This is a genomic window from Thioalkalivibrio sp. ALMg13-2 (genome assembly GCF_000381185.1).
GTDB lineage: Bacteria > Pseudomonadota > Gammaproteobacteria > Ectothiorhodospirales > Ectothiorhodospiraceae > Thioalkalivibrio > Thioalkalivibrio versutus.
In genome coordinates this window covers 29,349-46,044 of record NZ_KB906110.1, presented here as the reverse complement: position 1 = coordinate 46,044, position 16,696 = coordinate 29,349, and the positions used below count along the sequence as shown (strand labels likewise).

Here is a 16,696-nt window from a genome sequence, read left to right as displayed (position 1 = left end):
GGCTCAGCCTTGCCGCTCGCACTGGTTCCGTCAAGGCGCCCCCATCAAGCATCGTGTCGGCGGGCGTACAGGTCGCCCGAACCCAGGTTTTCGCCGTGTCGCTCCAGCCAGGCAAGGATCGCTGCGGCGGATTGCCAGTCGGCGAAGTGATACTGGCGGCGTTCGCCGCGGATCAGGTTGTATTCGTACGTGCCCAGTTCCGCCAGCTGGTCGAGGCAGTCGCGGGTGACGTCCAGCGCGCCGGCCACGAACTCGAAGGACAGGGCGGAGATGGGGTGGCTCAGGCCGCGCAGAACCTCGGCCTCCATGCCCTCCACATCGATCTTGCAGAATGCTGGAGGCCCGTATTCGGCGATGAGCTGGTCGAGGGTGACCATGGGCACCGCGATCTCTTCGTCCCAGCGTACGTGTTCAAAGCTGCGGTTGCGGGTGCGCAGTGATCGCACCCAGGGACGCGAGGCGGAGGAGACGGTCGGGTGGCGTCGGCTGACCTGCAGCTGTGCGGTACCAGGACGTGGCCCGGCCACCTCGCGCCGAATCGAGATGCCCGGGCGCCCGCGCACCGCGCGGCGCAGCCAGGGCAGGAGCTGCGGTTGCGGTTCCAGTGCGACGACACGCGCGCCAAGATCGGCGAAGGCGCGGGTGCGGTCGCCGACATGGGCTCCGATGTCGAACACCAGATCCCCGGACTGAATAAACGGGGCATACATATGCTGTAGTCCGCGCTGGCGTCCGGGGCGGCGATAGATGATCAGAGATCGCAGGACACCGATGGTCTGATCCAGCCAGGCCAGGTGGCGTGGGTTTTGCGGGGGTGTGCTCATCCTTTCAGGCTAACCGAGCGGAGGTCTCGGGGGAACGCTGGAGGCGCCGCAGGGTCTTCTGGATAGTTTGGCCGTGCCGGTACCCGGTCTCCGGGTTCGTGGAAGAGTGGGCGTTGGAAAATGGTCCCGCGCGTAGTGGGTTCGCAACGAGGAGTACTGCATGCAGGCGGGTTTTCGGGTGGGGACATGGGTGGGCGCGGTTGGCCTGCTGGCGACCTTGTTGGCGGGTACCGTGAAGGCGGGCAGTGATTGTCCGGCTCCGGGGGCGTGGTCCACGCCGGCGGGCGAGCCGCTGGATGCCGCCGAGCTGTATGCCGACCTTGCCACCCGCGAGGTGGTGTTGCTGGGCGAGCGCCACGACCGGATGGATCATCATCGCTGGCAGTTGGGCACGCTTTCTGCGCTGCATGGTCAGCGCCCGGACATGGTGATCGGGCTGGAGATGCTGCCCCGCTCCAGGCAGCCGGTGCTGGATGCCTGGGTCGCGGGCGAGCTGGACCCGGAGGCATTCCTGGAGAAGAGCGGTTGGTACGAGCACTGGGGTTTCGACCCGGAGTTGTACTGGCCGATCCTGCACTTTGCCCGGATTCATGACGTGCCGCTGCTGGCGCTGAACCTGGAACGGGAGTATATCCAGCGTCTGGGTCACGAGGGCTGGGATACCGTGGATGCCGATACGCGCGATGGGGTGTCGGCCCCGGCCGCGGCGAGCCAGGGCTACCGTGACTATCTTGAGGCCGTGCTGGAACGTCACCCAGCGGGCATGGGACCGGATTCGGAACGGTTTATCGCGACGCAGTTGGCGTGGGATCGGATGATGGCCGGCGGGATTGCGGCGCGCATCAAGGCGGGCGGCGATACGCCGCCACTGGTGGTCGCGATCATTGGCTCCGGGCACCTGGAATACGGCTATGGGGTGCCGCATCAACTTGCGGATCTGGGCGTGACCGAGGCCGCGGTGTTGTTGCCGCGCGAGCCCGGCGGTTGTGCGGACAGCGATCCGGCGCTTGCGGACGCCGTCTTCGGTGTGCCACACGACGAGCGTTTTGAACGTTCGAGTTTGATGCTGGGCGTGCACCTGGAGTCCGATGACGCGCCGGGGATTCGCATCCTGCGCGTGCAGGAGGGGTCAGTCGGTGAGGCGGCCGGCCTGGAGGCTGGAGATCGGGTTTTGCGGGCAGGCGAACAGACCATCCGCGCCGCTGGCGATCTGCAACGCGTGGTGCAAGCGACGCCACCGGGCATGTGGCTGCCACTGCAGATCGAGCGTGAGGGCAAGCGGCTAGAGCGCGTGGCACGCTTTCCGCGCGAGGACTGACGCATGCGCCCGGGGTTGTGGGTGTGCAGTGTTGCCTTGTGGCTGGCCAGTGGAGCGGCTTCGGCCGACACGCCATACGATGGTGTGACACTGGAGGTGGAACTGGATCCCAGCCAGGCGCGGCTGGAGGGGCGGTTCGAGGCGGATCCGGCCCGGATCGATCCGGCCTCGCTGCGCCGGTTCCGACTGGATCCGGGCATTGCCGTGGATGCGGTGACGCTTGGCGGGCAGGTAGTCGAGTTCGACCGCAGCGAGGATGGTTGGCTGGAACTGGCGCGCGAGCCGGGTGCGGATGACGGGCCTTTGGCGATCCGCTATGGGGCGCGTCTTGCGGCACCGGACCAGGCACGTCCCGGGAGCGGATATCTGGGCCCGGACGGCGGGTATCTGCCGCCGGGCGCCGACTGGTATCCGCGCCGTCCCGATGCCGAGCCCCACGCTGTGCGGATCGAATTGAAGAGCCTTGGTGGCCATCTCGGGGTGGCTTCCGGCTCCCGCGTGGCCGAGGAGCGCCGGGGGGACGAATACCATGCCACGTTCGAGCACCCCGCTGGTCGCGCCCTGGCGATCGCTACCGGCCCCTGGGAGTCGGCCGAGCGACGGGTTGGAGATGTGGAGGTACGCACCCTGTTTCCGGTCGGCCTCGAGGAGCGATTCGGGGAGACCTATCGCGAGCAGGCGGCCAAATACCTGCAGCGCTTCAATGACGAGATCGGCCCGTACCCGTTTGCGACCTTCACGATCGCCGCGAGTCCGCAGCCCGTGGGGCTGGCGTTTTCCGGCTTTACGTTGTTGGGGGAGCGTGTGATTCCGCTGCCATTCATTCCGCACACCTCGCTGGGCCACGAGGTCCTGCACGCCTGGTGGGGAACCGGGGTGTACGTGGATTATTCCGCAGGCAACTGGTCGGAAGGGCTGACGACCTACATGGCCGACTATCAGTTCAAGCGTGACCGCGGCGAAGGGCGGGACGAACGGGGCCAGTGGCTGCGAGATTACGCGGCCTTGCCGGCCGGGGAAGATCGCGCGCACGGGAGCTTCCGGGGTGGAAATTCCGGGGCGGCTCGCATCGCCGGCTATCACCGCGGCGCGATGCTGTGGCGAATGCTGGAGGATCGAATCGGGCGCGAGGCGCTGCTGTCGGGTGCGCGGGCCATGTACGACGAATGGCGCTTTCGTGAGGCGGACTGGGACGCCGTGATCGGGGCGTTCGACGGAACGACGGATGAAGACCTGCGGCCCTTCTTTTCCCAGTGGGTAGAGCGCGCTGGCGCGCCTGCGCTGGAACTGACGGGACTGCGCCGCGAGGCGCGGGGAGAGGGCTGGCGAGTACAGGGCCGGCTGCAACAACGCGACGAGCAGGCCCCTTGGGAGCTGTATGTGCCGCTGGAGCTGGAAACCGAGAACGGCCGCGAGACGCATTGGGTCGAGCTGAATGCGGCAGAGAAGGGGATTTCGCTGGAGACCTCCAGCCGACCCCTGGCCATTGCCATCGACCCTGACTGGCGAATGTTCCGCCATCTGGCAGCGGACGAGTCGCCCGCCATCCTGCGTCAGGGGGCGCTGGACCCGGAAGCCCGGGTGGTGGCGCTGGAGGATGCGGAACCCTCCGAGGTCGCCCCCTGGCTGGGTCGAGTGCCGGGCTCCGCGGACGACGCAGGAGGCATGCGGATCGTGCTGGGCTCGCATTCCTCCGTGGCCGGCTGGCTGGGGCGGCATGACTTGCCGAGCGACCCGGTAGCACTGGCGAATGCAGGCGAGATCGGTCCGGGTGCGCGGGCCTGGGCCGTACCGGATTCCCGGTTGGTTGTGATCAGTGGGGCGGACGCGGATACACGGCGCGAGGTATTGGCCGCATTGCGGCATCGATCCCACTACAGTTACCTGTTGCCCGGCGCGAACGGCGAATGGCAGACCGGCCTCTGGTCCCAGCCGGGAATATGGCAGGAGTTTGATGATGACGAATGAATTTCTGCTGGATCCACGCCTGGAGGCCGATACCTGGGCTGTGGCCGAGTGGCCACTCTCGCGGCTGCGGTTGATGGATCATCACGACTATGCCTGGTTCATCCTGGTGCCGCGTCGCGCCGATGTGCGCGAACTGCATCAACTGGCCCCCGAGGATGCCATCCAGCTGGCTCGCGAGTCCGGTGCATTGGCGCGGGCGATGGAGCAGGCCTTCGCTCCGAAGGCGCTGAACGTGGCCAAGCTTGGCAATATCGTGGAGCAGCTGCACCTGCATCATGTAGCGCGCCGCGAGGGGGACCCGGCGTGGCCCGGCCCCGTGTGGGGTGCCCCGAAATCGCGCGGGCTGGAAACGCAAGAGGCCGAGGACCGCATTGCGCGGGTCCTCGGCCTCGTCGGAGACGTCGGCGGCTAGGCCGGCGTCAGACGGTCGTGGCTAGCCTCAGAAGCGGTAGCCGACGTTCATCCCGAAGGTCCAGGGATCGATCTTGACCGTGCCCAGGTCGGCGGTGCCCAGCGACACGTCGGTTTCGATGTCGATCCAGCGAACCTCGGCGTTGACGAACCAGTTTTCGTCCACGGCGAAGTCGATCCCGGCCTGCACCGCGGCTCCCCAGGAATCATCCAGGTCGATGTCCTGCCCCGTCACGTCAGCCGTATCTTCGTCGAAGAAGTGGGTGTAGTTAATGCCGGCGCCGACGTAGGGTCGAACGGCCGTTCCGGTGTTGAAGTGGTACTGGAGGCTCAGGGTCGGCGGCAGGTGGCGTGTGGAGCCAACGTTGCCCAACCCGTCAATCGAAATGTCATGCTTGAACGGGATGGCAACCAGCAGCTCCAGCCCGAGGTTGTCGGTCATCATGTAGGTGATGTTGCCGGAGGGACGGGTGTTGGAGCCGACGTCTACAGAAGCATTGCCCAAGCCAGGAAGATTGCCGTTGTCGGACTTGGGGGCCACGTGGGTCAGGCCGCCGCGCAGCAGCCAGTCGCCAGCGGAGACATCGGCGTTGGCAGCGGTCGCGTGGGCCGGGATCATGGCCGCGGGGGCCAGCAGTCCGGCCAGGGTCAGAGCGCGCAGGGTGGTGGAACGTTGCATGTCGAGCCTCCGAATCGGTGTATGTTCGCAGGCACTATCCCGCCATCGGTATTAGCGGTTGTTGATGCAGATCATGGTTGTGGCGGGTGAGCGGTCAGAAAGGCAGGCGCTGGCCTTCGAAGTCGTGGAAGCTGCCGGACTGGTCGGCCCCCAGATGGTCCAGGACACCGAGCAGACGTTCGCTTGCGTATTCGGGGCTGAGGACCTCCGGGGCGCGTGACCGGTACGGCTCCGACAGACGGGTGTCGCAGGTGCCAGGCTGAAGTGCAATCACCAGCGCATGGCGATGGCTGAAGCGTAGTTCCAGGGCCGTGGTCCGCACGATCTGGTTGAGCGCGGCCTTGGAGGCGCGATAACTCACCCAGCCGCCCAGGTGGTTGTCCTCAATGGAGCCGACCCGGGCCGAGAGGGTGGCCAGGATGCCCTTGCGGCCCCGCGGGAGCAGGGATGCCAGGTGCTTGAACAGTAATGCCGGGCCAATGGCGTTGATGGCGAAGGCATGGGCCATGATCGTCGGGTCGAGATCGCGCAGGCGCTTCTCCGGCCCGTGGCCGTCGATGGTCAGGATCCCGGTGGCGTCGAGGATCATGTCCCACTCGGGTGCCTGGTCTCGCAGCCAGGCGGCGGCGTGTTCGATGCTGGCCTCGTCGAGCAGGTCCACGGGCGGGGTGCTTTGGCGTCCGAGGCCGACCACGCGTTCGCAGTTCGGGTCGTTCTCCAGGTGATCGACAAACGCGGCACCGAGGCCGCCCGTGGCGCCGATGACCACAGCGCGATAGGGTATCTGCAGGGATTCCATGCAGCGTAGGACCATTACGCTTGCGATTGATTCCGGGGCGGCGCCTCGGTTAGGGAGCGCATGAATTTTCTCCACACCCTGGGTCATGCGGCACGCAACCTCGCTCCGATCGTGATCGTGGTGGCGGTGTTCCAGGCGCTGGTGCTGCGCACGGTGCCGGATGGCCTGCTGTCGATGGTGGTGGGCCTGGCCATCGTGGTGTTCGGCGTGGCCTTGTTCCTGCAGGGCCTGGAGATGGGGATCTTCCCCATCGGCAAGAACCTGTCCAACGCACTGGCGCGGCGTGGATCGTTGCTGTTGCTGATGGCCTTCGGCTTTACGCTCGGGTTTGCGACGGTGATCGCGGAGCCGGCACTGATCGCGGTGGCGGAGCAGGCGGAGGTGATCAGCGAGGGCCGTATCGAGGGCATGGTGCTGCGGCTGATTGTCGCGCTTTCGGTAGGGGCCGTGGTGGCGCTGGGGATCCTGCGCACGGTGCTCGGACATCCGCTGCACTGGTACATTCTGACCGGCTATGTGCTGGTGGTGCTGGTGACCTTCTTCGCCCCCGAGGAGATCGTGGGCCTGGCTTACGACTCGGGCGGGGTGACCACGAACATCGTGACGGTGCCGCTCGTGGCGGCACTGGGCCTGGGGCTGGCGGCCTCCATAAGCGGGCGTAACCCACTGCGCGACGGCTTCGGGCTGGTGGCGCTGGCGGTGATGGTGCCGATGATCACGGTGCAGATCTACGGGATCATCGTGTTCACGGGAGCGGAGATCGCGGCTCCAACCGGCGCCGAGACAGCGGCCATGGATCCGGGAACCGATCTGCCAGGCGCAGGCGAGCGGCACTGGCTGTCCGCGATGGGCATGGACCTGTTGCTGATGCTGCGTGACGTGGCACCGATCATCGCGGTAATCGTGGTGTTCCAGTATTTCGTGCTGCGCAAGCGCATCCCGTATCTGCCGCGGGTGATGTTCGGTTTCGTGTTGGTGGTGCTGGGGCTTTATGCCTTCGTGGTAGGGCTGAAGCTGGGCCTGTTCCCGATCGGCGAGAGCATGGCCGAGCAGTTGATTACCAACGAACTGTTCGTGTGGGTTTATTTGTTCGCCTTTTCCATCGGGTTCGCGACCACCATGGCGGAACCGGCGCTGATCGCGATTGGCCAGAAGGCCGAAGAGGCGGCTCGCGGTTCGTTGCGCGGCAACGTAATCCGCATCCTGGTGGCGCTGGGCGTGGCCATTGGCATCACCATCGGAGTGCACCGCATCCTGGCGGGGGACTCCATCCACCACTACATCATGGGCGGCTACCTGCTGGTGATCGTGCTCACGATCCTGGCGCCCAAGCAGATCGTGGCACTGGCCTTCGATCTCGGTGGGGTGACCACCTCCGAGGTGACTGTGCCCCTGGTGACGGCTCTGGGGATCGGCCTGGCGACGCACCTGGAGGATCGCAACGTACTGATCGACGGCTTCGGTCTGATCGCGTTCGCGTCGATATTTCCCATCGTCACGGTGATGCTATACGCGATCGCCGTGGATCTTTACGAACGCTGGTCCGCTCGCGACGAGCGGCAGGAGGAGTGAGCAATGCGATTTTCTGCACTGGTGGCCGTCCTCTCGGATGATCTGGAGGAACAGGCGATTGCCACGGCCAAGGAAGCGGGCGCTGGTGGCGTAACCATCATGGATGCGCGCGGGATTGGCGCCGAGGCCCGCAGGACGTTTCTCGGCATGACCTACGAGGGCAGTCAGTCGGTCCTCTTGTGGGTGCTGGAGAAGAAGGTGGCCCTGGACGTGCTCAAGTGCATCTCGAAGGAGCTGGACCTGGCCAATGACCCGCGGGGAGTGGCCTTTACGGTGGATGTGGCCCATCTCGCCGGTATCGGGCGCAAGCAGATCGAGCAGTTCCAGGAACAGGTCAAGGAAGAACTCTGACGGAGAGCAACATGCTGGTAAGCGAAATTCTAAGACCCAATGTCGTCACTGTGTCTCCCCTGGCACCGCTGCGCGAGGCGATGCAGCTGATGCGCAAGCATGGCGTCAAGTCGCTGGTGGTGGAGAAGCAGCACGCCCACGATGCCTACGGCATCATCACCTATACGACCATCCTCAAGACGATCGTGGCGGAAGAGGGCGATATCGACCTCTCGAATGTCTATGATGTCTGCACGAAACCGGTGATCACGGTGCCCGCCGAGATGGATGTGAAATACGTCGCGCGGCTGATGGTGAGCCAGGGGATCCGGCGGCTGGTGGTGCTGAAGGGCAACGAGCTGGAAGGGATCGTGACGACCAGCGACATTGTCGGGTCGATCCTCGAGATGGCGGACATGGACTGAACCGCGCCGCCCCAAGCGGGTCGGATTTCAGTGACCTCGCGCATGACCCCGTGTCGTGCGTTCATTTTTGCAGAAGGCCCGATATGGCGTCCGTGTCGATCATCGAGGGGTTCGAGAAACTCCGACTGCTGGATGCCGCTATCGAGCAATCGTACAACTCGGTCGTCATTACCGACGCCGATCTGGACGGCGGTCCGCGGATCGTTTACGTCAATGCCGGTTTCGAGCGCATGACCGGGTATTCGCGGGAGGAAGCCCTGGGGAAAACCCCGCGTATCCTTCAGGGCCCGGCAACCTCGCGCGCCGTTCTGGACAGGTTGCGCGGGGCGCTCGTCAGTGGCGAGTATTTCGAGGGCGAAACGGTCAACTACCGCAAGGATGGCTCCGCGTACGAGGTTCGCTGGCACATCTCGCCCGTATACGCCAGGGATAACGACCGTGACATCACCCACTTCGTCTCGGTGCAGAAGGACGTTACCGATGAGCGGCGGCGGGATGACGAGCTGCGGCTGCTGTCGACCGCGCTAGAGGTGTCGGTAGACCCCGTGCTGATCACCGACCCGGAAGGCACGATCACCTATGTGAACGCGGCCTTCGAGGAGCAGACCGGGTACAGCCGGAACGAAGCCGTTGGGCAGAACCCGCGGATCCTCCAGTCGGGTCAGCAAGAGGCCGGGTTCTATCGCGAGATGTGGGAAACGCTCGCCCGCGGTGAAGCCTTCCGTGGCGAGTTCGTGAACCGGCGCCGCGATGGTTCCCTGATGAACATGGAACAGAGCATCAGTCCGGTGACCGATGCCCATGGCCGGGTGACGCACTATGTGTCCATCAGCAAGGATGTGACCGATCGCGTGCGCATGGAGGACGAGATCCGGCGCCTCGCCCACACCGATTGGCTGACGGGCCTGGCCAACCGCCTTAGCCTGGGCAACACGCTGGAGGCGGAGATGGAGCGCAGCCGCCGCTACGGCCGGCCCCTGTCCCTGATCATGTTTGACATCGATCGTTTCAAGGGCTTCAACGACGACTACGGCCATGAGACCGGAGACGACGTCCTCAAACGGCTGGCCGACACGGTTCAGGGCGCGCTGCGCGAGGCCGACGCCCTTGGGCGCTGGGGCGGGGAGGAGTTCATGGTCGTCGTGCCGGAGACCCCTGGCGCGGGCGCCGAGGCCATGGCCGAAAAGCTGCGCAAGGCAGTGGCGGCGATGGAAACGACGTGCCCGGTGTCCGTCACGGCGAGCTTCGGGGTGACGGAGATGCGCCCGGGGGACACGCCAAAGACCTTCGCCCGCCGAGTGGACGAGGCGATGTATCAGGCCAAGGAGGCGGGTCGTAACCGTGTCGTCTTGCTCTGAGGCCTTGGTGCCGGTGGGGCGTCGGCGGCCCTAACGAAAACGGGCCGACCCCGAAAGGGCCGGCCCGTCCTGTCGGGGTTGCACGCCCCCCGATGTTGGTGGTGCCCGGACTACGCGCGGCGGCGCAGCACCCAGATCTCCAGCAGGGCCCAGTCTTCGCCCGGATAGTTCTCCTGCTCCAGCGGCGACAGGCGGCGATGGCGGCTGGCGGTGCTGCCGACGAATTCCAGGTGTTCCAGCAGCAGGCGCTTGGTCGCGTCGGCCTTTTCCAGGGCGAAGGGGTTCAGGAAGTTGACCAGCATGTAGCCCTCGCGCGGTGTCTCGGCGAAGGAGCGGATCAGCTTCTCGATTGCCGGCGGGTCCAGATAGACCAGCGATGCGGTGGAGATCACGATGTCCGCGTCGGCCATGGCCTTTTCGATCGCGGCCTGGGTCTCCGGTGCGGGCTGGTTCAGGTCGGCCTCGAAGGTTTCGTCGAACAGCCCGGCGCTCTTGCCATAGGCCAGCGCGTTGCCCGAGATGTCGATGCCGGTGGTCTTCATCGGCAGACGGCGCGGGGCGGCGACGGTCTTGCAGGCCTCTTCGTTGGCCCAGTTGGCGCGGATCGCTTCGACATCCATATTGTGGATGGCGGCCATGGTGGTGTTGCCAAAGCAGCAGCACAGGTCCACGTAGTTCAGGGTCTTGCCGGCGGCGGCCTGCTTCTCGGCCCAGGGAAGAATCAGCCGGTCGAAAGTTTGCCGGTTGAAGTCGTCGGAGATGTAGTCGAGCGCGTCGATAATGCGCTCCTTGAACGGCACCGGGGTCTCGGCAACGTAGATATCGTCGAAATGCTGTTTCTTCTCCTCGGTCTTCACTTGCGGCTCACTCATCGGCTTTTCCTCATTGTATAAACCCACCATGATCGGGGGTATGCGCGCAAAGCGTCAAGTAACGGCACTCACGCCAGTGATGCTGGTATGGCCTCGCGGAGCCCTTTGGCTATGTATCATGAGGGTATACGCAGCGGAGTTCCGTCCGATGCGGGAATCGAATGATGCCGGTAAGGGGCGTGCATGAAGATCGACTGTTTCAAGGCCTACGACATACGTGGCCGGGTGCCGGACCAGCTCAATCCGGAGGTGGTGCGAGCGATCGGGCGGGCCTTCGCCGAGGAGATCCGGCCGGGACGCACGGTCGTCGGGCACGATATCCGCCTTTCCAGCCCGGAACTGGCGCGGGCGCTCACCGAAGGCCTTACGGCGGGCGGGAGTGACGTTGCCGATATCGGCATGTGTGGCACCGAAGAGGTGTATTTCGCCACCGCCCACTACGGGGCCGGTGGCGGGATCATGGTGACGGCCAGCCACAATCCGCTGGACTACAATGGGCTGAAGCTCGTGCGCAGCGACGCGCGCCCGATCAGCGGGGATTCCGGGCTGCAGGCGATTCGCGCTCGCGCCGAGCGTGGTGACTTCCGGCCCATGCCCCACGGGCAGGTCCGGCACCTGGATCATCGGGCGGACTATATCTCCCGGCTGCTGGCCTCGGTCGACCGCGATACCTTGCCGAAACTCAAGGTGGTCGTGAACCCCGGTAACGGGGGGGCGGGGCCGGTGCTGGAGGCCCTGGAGCCGCACCTGCCGTTTGAGTTGATCCGCGTCAACTTCGAACCGGATGGGCATTTTCCCAATGGCATTCCCAATCCATTGCTGCCGGAGAACCGCGCGGCCACGGCAGAGGCGGTGCGCAAGCACGGCGCCGACCTGGGTGTGGCCTGGGACGGCGACTTCGATCGCTGCTTCCTATTCGACGGCCAAGGCAACTTCATCGAGGGGTATTACATCGTGGGCCTGCTGGCCGAGGCATGCCTGGAGGGGCACGCCGGGGAGCGCATCATCCACGACCCGCGCCTGACCTGGAACACCATTGAGATGGTGTGTGCCGCGGGGGGCGAACCCATCCAGTCCAAGACCGGACACGCCTTCATGAAGGAGCGGCTGCGCCACGAGGATGGAATCTACGGGGGCGAGATGAGTGCTCACCACTACTTCCGGGACTTCTACTACTGCGATACCGGGATGTTGCCCTGGTTGCGAGTGGCCGAGCTCATGGGCCGACGCGGCCAGGCGTTGGGCGAGATGGTGGCCGAGCGCATGGCGCGCTTCCCCTGCAGTGGCGAGCTGAACTTCGAGGTCGAGGACGCCGCCGCCGCCACCGATCGGGTGATGCAGGCCTACGCGTCGGAAGCCGTGGGGCTGGATCATACGGATGGCGTCAGCCTGGAATTCGCGGACTGGCGCTTCAACCTGCGCAGTTCCAATACCGAGCCGCTGCTACGGTTGAATGTGGAGACCCGCGCCGATCCGGCCCTGCTGGAACGCCGCGTGGACGAGATTTCACGCCTGATACGGGGGTAAGGCCGATGGAACCTACGCAAAGCCGGACGGAACTGCAGCCGGTGATCCTGGCCGGCGGATCGGGGACTCGGCTGTGGCCGGTATCGCGCAGTCACTACCCCAAGCAGTTCCTGCCCCTGACCGGGGAGCAGACGTTGCTGCAGCAGACGGCCGAGCGGCTCGACGGCCTGGGCGCGTCGGCGCCCCTGGTGCTGGCCAACGTCGAGCATCGCTTCCTGGCGGCCGAGCAGTTGCGGGCGGCAGGTGTGGAGCATGCCCGCATCGTGCTGGAGCCGGAGGGGCGCAATACCGCCCCGGCGATCGCCCTGGCGGCATTGCAGGCGCAGGCGGAAGGGCGCGACCCGTTGTTGCTGATCTTGGCGGCGGACCACCACATCGGTGATCCCGAGGCCTTCCAGGCCGCCGTGGCGCGAGCCATGACGCTGGCGGAGGCGGGCCACCTGGTGACCTTCGGGATCGTACCTACTGCTGCGGAGACCGGTTATGGCTACATCCACCAGGGTGAGTCCCTGGGGGAGGCCGGGGCGCGAGTGGCGCGTTTCGTCGAGAAGCCGGATGCCGCCACCGCGCGCGAGTACGTCGACAGTGGCGATTACCTCTGGAACAGCGGCATGTTCGTGTTCCGCGCCTCGCTGTACATGCAGGAGTTGCAGCGTTTCGAACCGGGCATCGTCGAGGCTTGTCGCGCCGCGCTGGAGGGCGCCCGCGAGGACCTCGACTTCCTGCGGGTGGACCCGGAGGCCTTCGCCGCGGCCCCGAACATCTCGGTGGACTACGCCGTGATGGAGCGCACCGAGCACGCCGCCGTCACACCGCTGGCCGCCGGTTGGAGCGACATCGGCTCGTGGTCCGCTCTGGCGGGCGTGCGTGGCATGGATGAGCAGGGCAACACCCTGCGCGGGGACTGCCTGCTGGAAGATAGCGAGGGCTGCGTGGTGGATGCCGACGGCTTGCTGGTCGCCGGCATTGGCCTGCGCAACCTGGCCGTGGTCGCCACCCGCGACGCCGTACTGGTTGCCGACCGCGACCGCGTCCAGGACGTCAAACTCATCGTGGAGCGCCTGAAAGCCGACAACCGCAGCGAGCACGTCAATCACACAGCGGTTTATCGTCCCTGGGGGTGCTACGAATCCATCGATACCGGGGCGCGCTATCAGGTCAAGCGCATCACCGTGAACCCCGGTGCGCGTCTTTCCCTGCAGATGCACCATCATCGGGCCGAACATTGGGTAGTAGTCAGCGGCACCGCGCGGGTGACCAATGGCGAGCAGAACTACCTGGTCACCGAGAACGAATCGACCTTCATCCCGATTGGCCAGGTTCACTGCCTGGAGAACCCCGGCGCGCTCCCGCTGGAATTGATCGAGGTGCAATCCGGCAGCTACCTCGGCGAGGATGACATTGTCCGTCTGGAGGACGTGTACGGCCGCGCGTGACCGGGCATCGGGTGGTTCCGGGAATGCTATGATCCGCCCTTTTGGGCGGCGCGCGGACGGGGCGTGGCCTGCGAGCGGGAGTTGGCATGGCCAAAGTGGCATTGATCACCGGGATTACCGGGCAGGACGGGGCCTACCTGGCCGAGTTTTTGCTGGACAAGGGCTACGAGGTGCACGGCATCAAGCGCCGCTCCTCTCTGTTTAATACCGATCGTATCGACCACCTGTATCAGGATCCGCACGAGAGTGATCGCCGGTTCATCCTGCATCACGGGGATCTGACCGATTCGACCTGCCTGATCCGCATCATTCAGCAGGTGCAGCCGGACGAGATCTACAATCTCGCCGCGCAGTCGCATGTCGCGGTCTCGTTTGAGGAGCCGGAGTACACCGCCAACTCCGATGCCCTGGGCACGCTCCGCGTGCTGGAGGCGATCCGCATCCTCGGTATGGAGCAGACCACACGCTTCTATCAGGCCAGCACCTCGGAGCTCTACGGGAAGGTTCAGGCCACCCCGCAGGACGAGACCACCCCGTTCTATCCGCGCAGCCCGTATGCGGTGGCCAAGCTGTATGCCTACTGGATCGTGGTGAATTACCGCGAGGCCTACGGGATGTATGCCTGCAACGGCATCCTGTTCAACCATGAATCGCCGGTACGTGGCGAAACCTTCGTCACCCGCAAGATTACGCGCGCCCTGGCCCGCATCAAGCTGGGGCTGCAGGAACGGCTCTATCTGGGCAACCTGGATGCCAAACGGGACTGGGGACATGCCCGTGACTACGTCGAGATGCAGTGGCTGATGCTGCAGCAGGAAACCCCGGACGACTACGTGATCGCCACCGGCGAACAGCACAGCGTGCGCGACTTCGTGGATGCCGCGGCGCGCGAGCTGGGCATGAGTATCGAATGGCGCGGCGAGGGCGTGGACGAACAGGGATTCGACGAAAAGGGCCGCTGCATCGTGTCGGTGGACCCGCGCTATTTTCGTCCCACCGAGGTCGAGACCCTGTTGGGGGATGCCAGCAAGGCCAAGCGCGAGCTGGGCTGGGAACCGCGCATTCGCTTTGACGAACTGGTGGCCGAGATGGTGCGCGAGGACCTCAGGAGCGCCGAGCGGGACGAGCTGGTGCGCGACCACGGCTACCGGACCCTGAGCCGCCATGAGTAAATCGCAACGCGTCTTCGTCGCCGGACACCGCGGGATGGTGGGCAGCGCGATCTGTCGCCAGCTAGAGGACTGGCCGGGGGTGGAACTGCTGACCCGCAGCCATGCGGAGCTGGACCTGACCGATCAGGCGGCGGTCGAGGCCTTCATGCGCGTGGAGCGTCCAGATCGGGTCTACCTCGCGGCGGCGAAGGTCGGGGGCATCCATGCCAACAACACCTATCCGGCCGAGTTCATCCGCGACAACCTCGCGATCCAGACGAACGTGATCCATGGCGCGCACATCGCGGGCGTGCGGCGGCTGCTCTTTCTCGGGTCCAGCTGCATCTATCCGCGCGAGGCGCCGCAGCCGATCCCCGAGGAGGCCCTGCTGACCGGGCCGCTGGAGCCGACCAACGAGCCCTACGCGATTGCCAAGATCGCCGGCATCAAGCTGTGCGAGAGCTACAACCGGCAGTACGGAACGGATTACCGCTCGGTGATGCCGACCAACCTCTACGGCCCGGGTGACAACTATCACCCGGAGAACAGCCACGTGATTCCCGGGCTGATTCGGCGCTTTCACGAGGCGAAGCGGGCCGGAGCCGGGCATGTGACCGTTTGGGGGAGTGGCACCCCGCGCCGGGAGTTCCTCCACGTGGATGACATGGCGGCGGCCTGTGTACACGTGATGAACCTCGATCACGTGACCTACGCAGAACACACGCAACCGATGTTGAGCCATATCAACGTCGGCACCGGCGAGGATCTTGCGATCGCCGACCTGGCGCGGCTGGTGGCGCGGGTGGTCGGCTTTGCCGGCGAACTGCGTTTTGACACCTCGCGCCCGGACGGGACGCCGCGCAAGCTGCTGGATGTCTCGCGACTCGCGGCGCTGGGATGGAAGGCCCGAATCGAACTTGAAGAGGGGCTCTCCGGGGCCTATGCCGAGTTCCTGGAACGCGGCGGGGATCGGCCGTGACCGAGCCCGCCTCGCGTCCGATTCGGGTCAAGTTTCTCTCGACCATGCGCGAGGGTATCTGGCGCCACCAGTTGCCGGACGGCGAGGCGCGCTGGGGTCGCTGCGAGTTCGTTTTCGACCCCGCGGTAACGGACTACGACTGGCTGGTGGTCTACGACGAATTCCCTTCCAACACCGGGCGCAACCGGCACTACAGCGAACAGCTGACCTGTGGGGCCGAGCGCACGCTCCTGGTAACCATGGAGCCGCCGTCCATCAAGTCCTACGGCCGGCGTTTTACCCGGCAGTTCGGGCGCGTGCTGACCTCGCACCCGGAATGGGCCCTCAAGCACCGGCGGCGCATCCATTCCCAGCAGGGGATGCTCTGGTACTACGGTTTCGGCAGTCAGGGCGAGCGGGCGTACAACGAGATGCACGCGAAGCCGCCGCTGGAGAAGACCCGCGAGATCGCCACCATGTGTTCGGCGAAACGCCAGCGCCACACCCTGCACCGGCGGCGCTATGACTTCACCTGGGCGCTGAAGGCCGAGCTGCCGGAACTGGAGATCTTCGGCAAGGGGGTGCAGCCGCTGGATGACAAGGCCGAGTGCCTGGACGCGTACCGGTACCATCTGGCGGTGGAGAATTACGTGGGCGCGCACCACTGGACCGAGAAGCTGGCGGACGCCTTTCTCGGCGCGACGCTCCCGTTTTACTACGGTGCGCCCAATGCGGCGGACTATTTTCCGCCGGAAAGCTTCATCGCGATTGATATCGAAGACGTGGAAGGAACGGCGGAACGCATTCGCCGCGCCATCCGCGACAACGAATACGAACAGCGTCTGCCACACATCCTCGAGGCCCGGCGCCGGGTGCTGGAGGAGTACAACCAGTTCGCCGTGGTCTCGCGGATTATCGAGGCCGCACACGACACCGAGCCGGCTGGGCCCACGGGGCAGTGGATCCATTCTCGTCGCGCCCTGCGGCGCCGCGATCCGCTGGCCGCTCTGGAGGGCGCCTGGGAGAAGGTCAGCCAGCGCATCGGCCACCTCGCCGGACGTACCTGAA

16 protein-coding genes are annotated in these 16,696 nt (G+C 65.5%); 12 read left to right on the top strand and 4 right to left on the bottom strand.

Annotated features, from left to right (window positions below):
- Positions 1-44: 44 nt before the first annotated feature.
- Positions 45-824 (bottom strand): FkbM family methyltransferase, encoded by a 780-nt coding sequence (locus F618_RS0108735; RefSeq protein WP_019568334.1) that lies wholly within the window; start codon positions 822-824, stop codon positions 45-47.
- A 160-nt stretch (positions 825-984) separates the two neighbouring features.
- Here F618_RS0108735 and F618_RS0108730 point away from each other — a divergent pair, with 160 nt between their 5' ends.
- Genes F618_RS0108730 through F618_RS0108720 form a run of 3 tightly spaced genes read left to right on the top strand, consistent with a single transcriptional unit; the run spans position 985 to position 4,522 of the window.
- Positions 985-2,142, top strand: a complete 1,158-nt coding sequence (locus F618_RS0108730; RefSeq protein ID WP_019568333.1) for a ChaN family lipoprotein — start codon at positions 985-987, stop codon at positions 2,140-2,142.
- 3 nt (positions 2,143-2,145) lie between these two features.
- On the top strand, positions 2,146-4,110 hold the full coding sequence (locus F618_RS0108725) for a M1 family metallopeptidase (RefSeq protein WP_026331201.1): 1,965 nt from the start codon (positions 2,146-2,148) through the stop codon (positions 4,108-4,110).
- Positions 4,100-4,522: an HIT domain-containing protein gene (locus F618_RS0108720; protein ID WP_019568331.1), complete on the top strand. Its 423-nt coding sequence runs from the start codon at positions 4,100-4,102 to the stop codon at positions 4,520-4,522. Before F618_RS0108725 ends, F618_RS0108720 begins: the two co-directional genes overlap by 11 nt.
- Before the next feature lie 27 nt (positions 4,523-4,549).
- Here F618_RS0108720 and F618_RS0108715 read toward each other — a convergent pair whose 3' ends face one another.
- Together F618_RS0108715 and F618_RS0108710 are read right to left on the bottom strand one after the other, a co-directional pair.
- On the bottom strand, positions 4,550-5,200 hold the full coding sequence (locus F618_RS0108715) for an OmpW family protein (RefSeq protein ID WP_018951715.1): 651 nt from the start codon (positions 5,198-5,200) through the stop codon (positions 4,550-4,552).
- 94 nt (positions 5,201-5,294) lie between these two features.
- Positions 5,295-5,999, bottom strand: a complete 705-nt coding sequence (locus F618_RS0108710; protein ID WP_019568330.1) for an SDR family NAD(P)-dependent oxidoreductase — start codon at positions 5,997-5,999, stop codon at positions 5,295-5,297.
- Positions 6,000-6,059: 60 nt separating this feature from the next.
- Here F618_RS0108710 and F618_RS0108705 point away from each other — a divergent pair, with 60 nt between their 5' ends.
- The 4 genes from F618_RS0108705 to F618_RS0108690 all read left to right on the top strand — a co-directional run bounded on the left by F618_RS0108705 (position 6,060) and on the right by F618_RS0108690 (position 9,684).
- Positions 6,060-7,571, top strand: coding sequence for a DUF1538 domain-containing protein (locus F618_RS0108705; RefSeq protein WP_018169656.1), 1,512 nt, complete (start codon positions 6,060-6,062; stop codon positions 7,569-7,571).
- 3 nt (positions 7,572-7,574) lie between these two features.
- Positions 7,575-7,922 carry a hypothetical protein gene (locus F618_RS0108700; RefSeq protein ID WP_018169657.1) on the top strand — a complete coding sequence of 116 codons (348 nt, stop codon included), beginning with the start codon at positions 7,575-7,577 and terminating at the stop codon, positions 7,920-7,922.
- 11 nt (positions 7,923-7,933) lie between these two features.
- A complete protein-coding gene (locus tag F618_RS0108695; RefSeq protein WP_018145798.1) occupies positions 7,934-8,326 on the top strand; it encodes a CBS domain-containing protein in 393 nt (130 codons plus the stop codon).
- Between the two features lie 83 nt (positions 8,327-8,409).
- Complete coding sequence (locus F618_RS0108690; RefSeq protein ID WP_019568329.1) at positions 8,410-9,684, top strand: diguanylate cyclase; 1,275 nt, start codon at positions 8,410-8,412, stop codon at positions 9,682-9,684.
- Positions 9,685-9,794: 110 nt separating this feature from the next.
- On the opposite strand, the gene F618_RS0108685 is transcribed toward F618_RS0108690, so the two are convergent.
- A complete protein-coding gene (locus F618_RS0108685) occupies positions 9,795-10,556 on the bottom strand; it encodes a class I SAM-dependent methyltransferase (RefSeq protein WP_019568328.1) in 762 nt (253 codons plus the stop codon).
- Positions 10,557-10,739: 183 nt separating this feature from the next.
- Here F618_RS0108685 and F618_RS0108680 point away from each other — a divergent pair, with 183 nt between their 5' ends.
- The 5 genes from F618_RS0108680 (at position 10,740) to F618_RS0108660 (ending at position 16,695) form a co-directional block, all read left to right on the top strand.
- A complete protein-coding gene (locus tag F618_RS0108680; protein ID WP_019568327.1) occupies positions 10,740-12,083 on the top strand; it encodes a phosphomannomutase/phosphoglucomutase in 1,344 nt (447 codons plus the stop codon).
- Positions 12,084-12,088: 5 nt separating this feature from the next.
- Entirely contained in the window at positions 12,089-13,519 is a 1,431-nt protein-coding gene (locus F618_RS0108675; protein ID WP_026331200.1) for a mannose-1-phosphate guanylyltransferase/mannose-6-phosphate isomerase, read from the top strand.
- A gap of 86 nt (positions 13,520-13,605) precedes the next feature.
- Positions 13,606-14,691, top strand: coding sequence for a GDP-mannose 4,6-dehydratase (gene gmd, locus F618_RS0108670; RefSeq protein WP_019568325.1), 1,086 nt, complete (start codon positions 13,606-13,608; stop codon positions 14,689-14,691).
- Positions 14,684-15,649, top strand: coding sequence for a GDP-L-fucose synthase (locus F618_RS0108665; protein WP_018937701.1), 966 nt, complete (start codon positions 14,684-14,686; stop codon positions 15,647-15,649). The genes gmd and F618_RS0108665 overlap by 8 nt, the downstream gene beginning before the upstream one ends.
- Complete coding sequence (locus F618_RS0108660) at positions 15,646-16,695, top strand: glycosyltransferase family 10 domain-containing protein (RefSeq protein ID WP_019568324.1); 1,050 nt, start codon at positions 15,646-15,648, stop codon at positions 16,693-16,695. The genes F618_RS0108665 and F618_RS0108660 overlap by 4 nt, the downstream gene beginning before the upstream one ends.
- The last annotated feature ends 1 nt before the right edge of the window (position 16,696 follow it).

What these genes read in the sequence shown, in the direction of transcription:
- F618_RS0108710 (WP_019568330.1), bottom strand. Translation starts at nt 5,999, where the DNA reads ATGGAATCCCTGCAGATACCCTATCGCGCTGTGGTCATCGGCGCCACG.
- F618_RS0108680 (WP_019568327.1), top strand. Translation starts at nt 10,740, where the DNA reads ATGAAGATCGACTGTTTCAAGGCCTACGACATACGTGGCCGGGTGCCG.
- F618_RS0108730 (WP_019568333.1), top strand. Translation starts at nt 985, where the DNA reads ATGCAGGCGGGTTTTCGGGTGGGGACATGGGTGGGCGCGGTTGGCCTG.
- F618_RS0108720 (WP_019568331.1), top strand. Translation starts at nt 4,100, where the DNA reads ATGACGAATGAATTTCTGCTGGATCCACGCCTGGAGGCCGATACCTGG.
- F618_RS0108715 (WP_018951715.1), bottom strand. Translation starts at nt 5,200, where the DNA reads ATGCAACGTTCCACCACCCTGCGCGCTCTGACCCTGGCCGGACTGCTG.
- F618_RS0108675 (WP_026331200.1), top strand. Translation starts at nt 12,089, where the DNA reads ATGGAACCTACGCAAAGCCGGACGGAACTGCAGCCGGTGATCCTGGCC.
- F618_RS0108685 (WP_019568328.1), bottom strand. Translation starts at nt 10,556, where the DNA reads ATGAGTGAGCCGCAAGTGAAGACCGAGGAGAAGAAACAGCATTTCGAC.
- F618_RS0108725 (WP_026331201.1), top strand. Translation starts at nt 2,146, where the DNA reads ATGCGCCCGGGGTTGTGGGTGTGCAGTGTTGCCTTGTGGCTGGCCAGT.
- F618_RS0108665 (WP_018937701.1), top strand. Translation starts at nt 14,684, where the DNA reads ATGAGTAAATCGCAACGCGTCTTCGTCGCCGGACACCGCGGGATGGTG.
- F618_RS0108690 (WP_019568329.1), top strand. Translation starts at nt 8,410, where the DNA reads ATGGCGTCCGTGTCGATCATCGAGGGGTTCGAGAAACTCCGACTGCTG.
- F618_RS0108705 (WP_018169656.1), top strand. Translation starts at nt 6,060, where the DNA reads ATGAATTTTCTCCACACCCTGGGTCATGCGGCACGCAACCTCGCTCCG.
- F618_RS0108700 (WP_018169657.1), top strand. Translation starts at nt 7,575, where the DNA reads ATGCGATTTTCTGCACTGGTGGCCGTCCTCTCGGATGATCTGGAGGAA.
- F618_RS0108695 (WP_018145798.1), top strand. Translation starts at nt 7,934, where the DNA reads ATGCTGGTAAGCGAAATTCTAAGACCCAATGTCGTCACTGTGTCTCCC.
- F618_RS0108735 (WP_019568334.1), bottom strand. Translation starts at nt 824, where the DNA reads ATGAGCACACCCCCGCAAAACCCACGCCACCTGGCCTGGCTGGATCAG.
- gmd (WP_019568325.1), top strand. Translation starts at nt 13,606, where the DNA reads ATGGCCAAAGTGGCATTGATCACCGGGATTACCGGGCAGGACGGGGCC.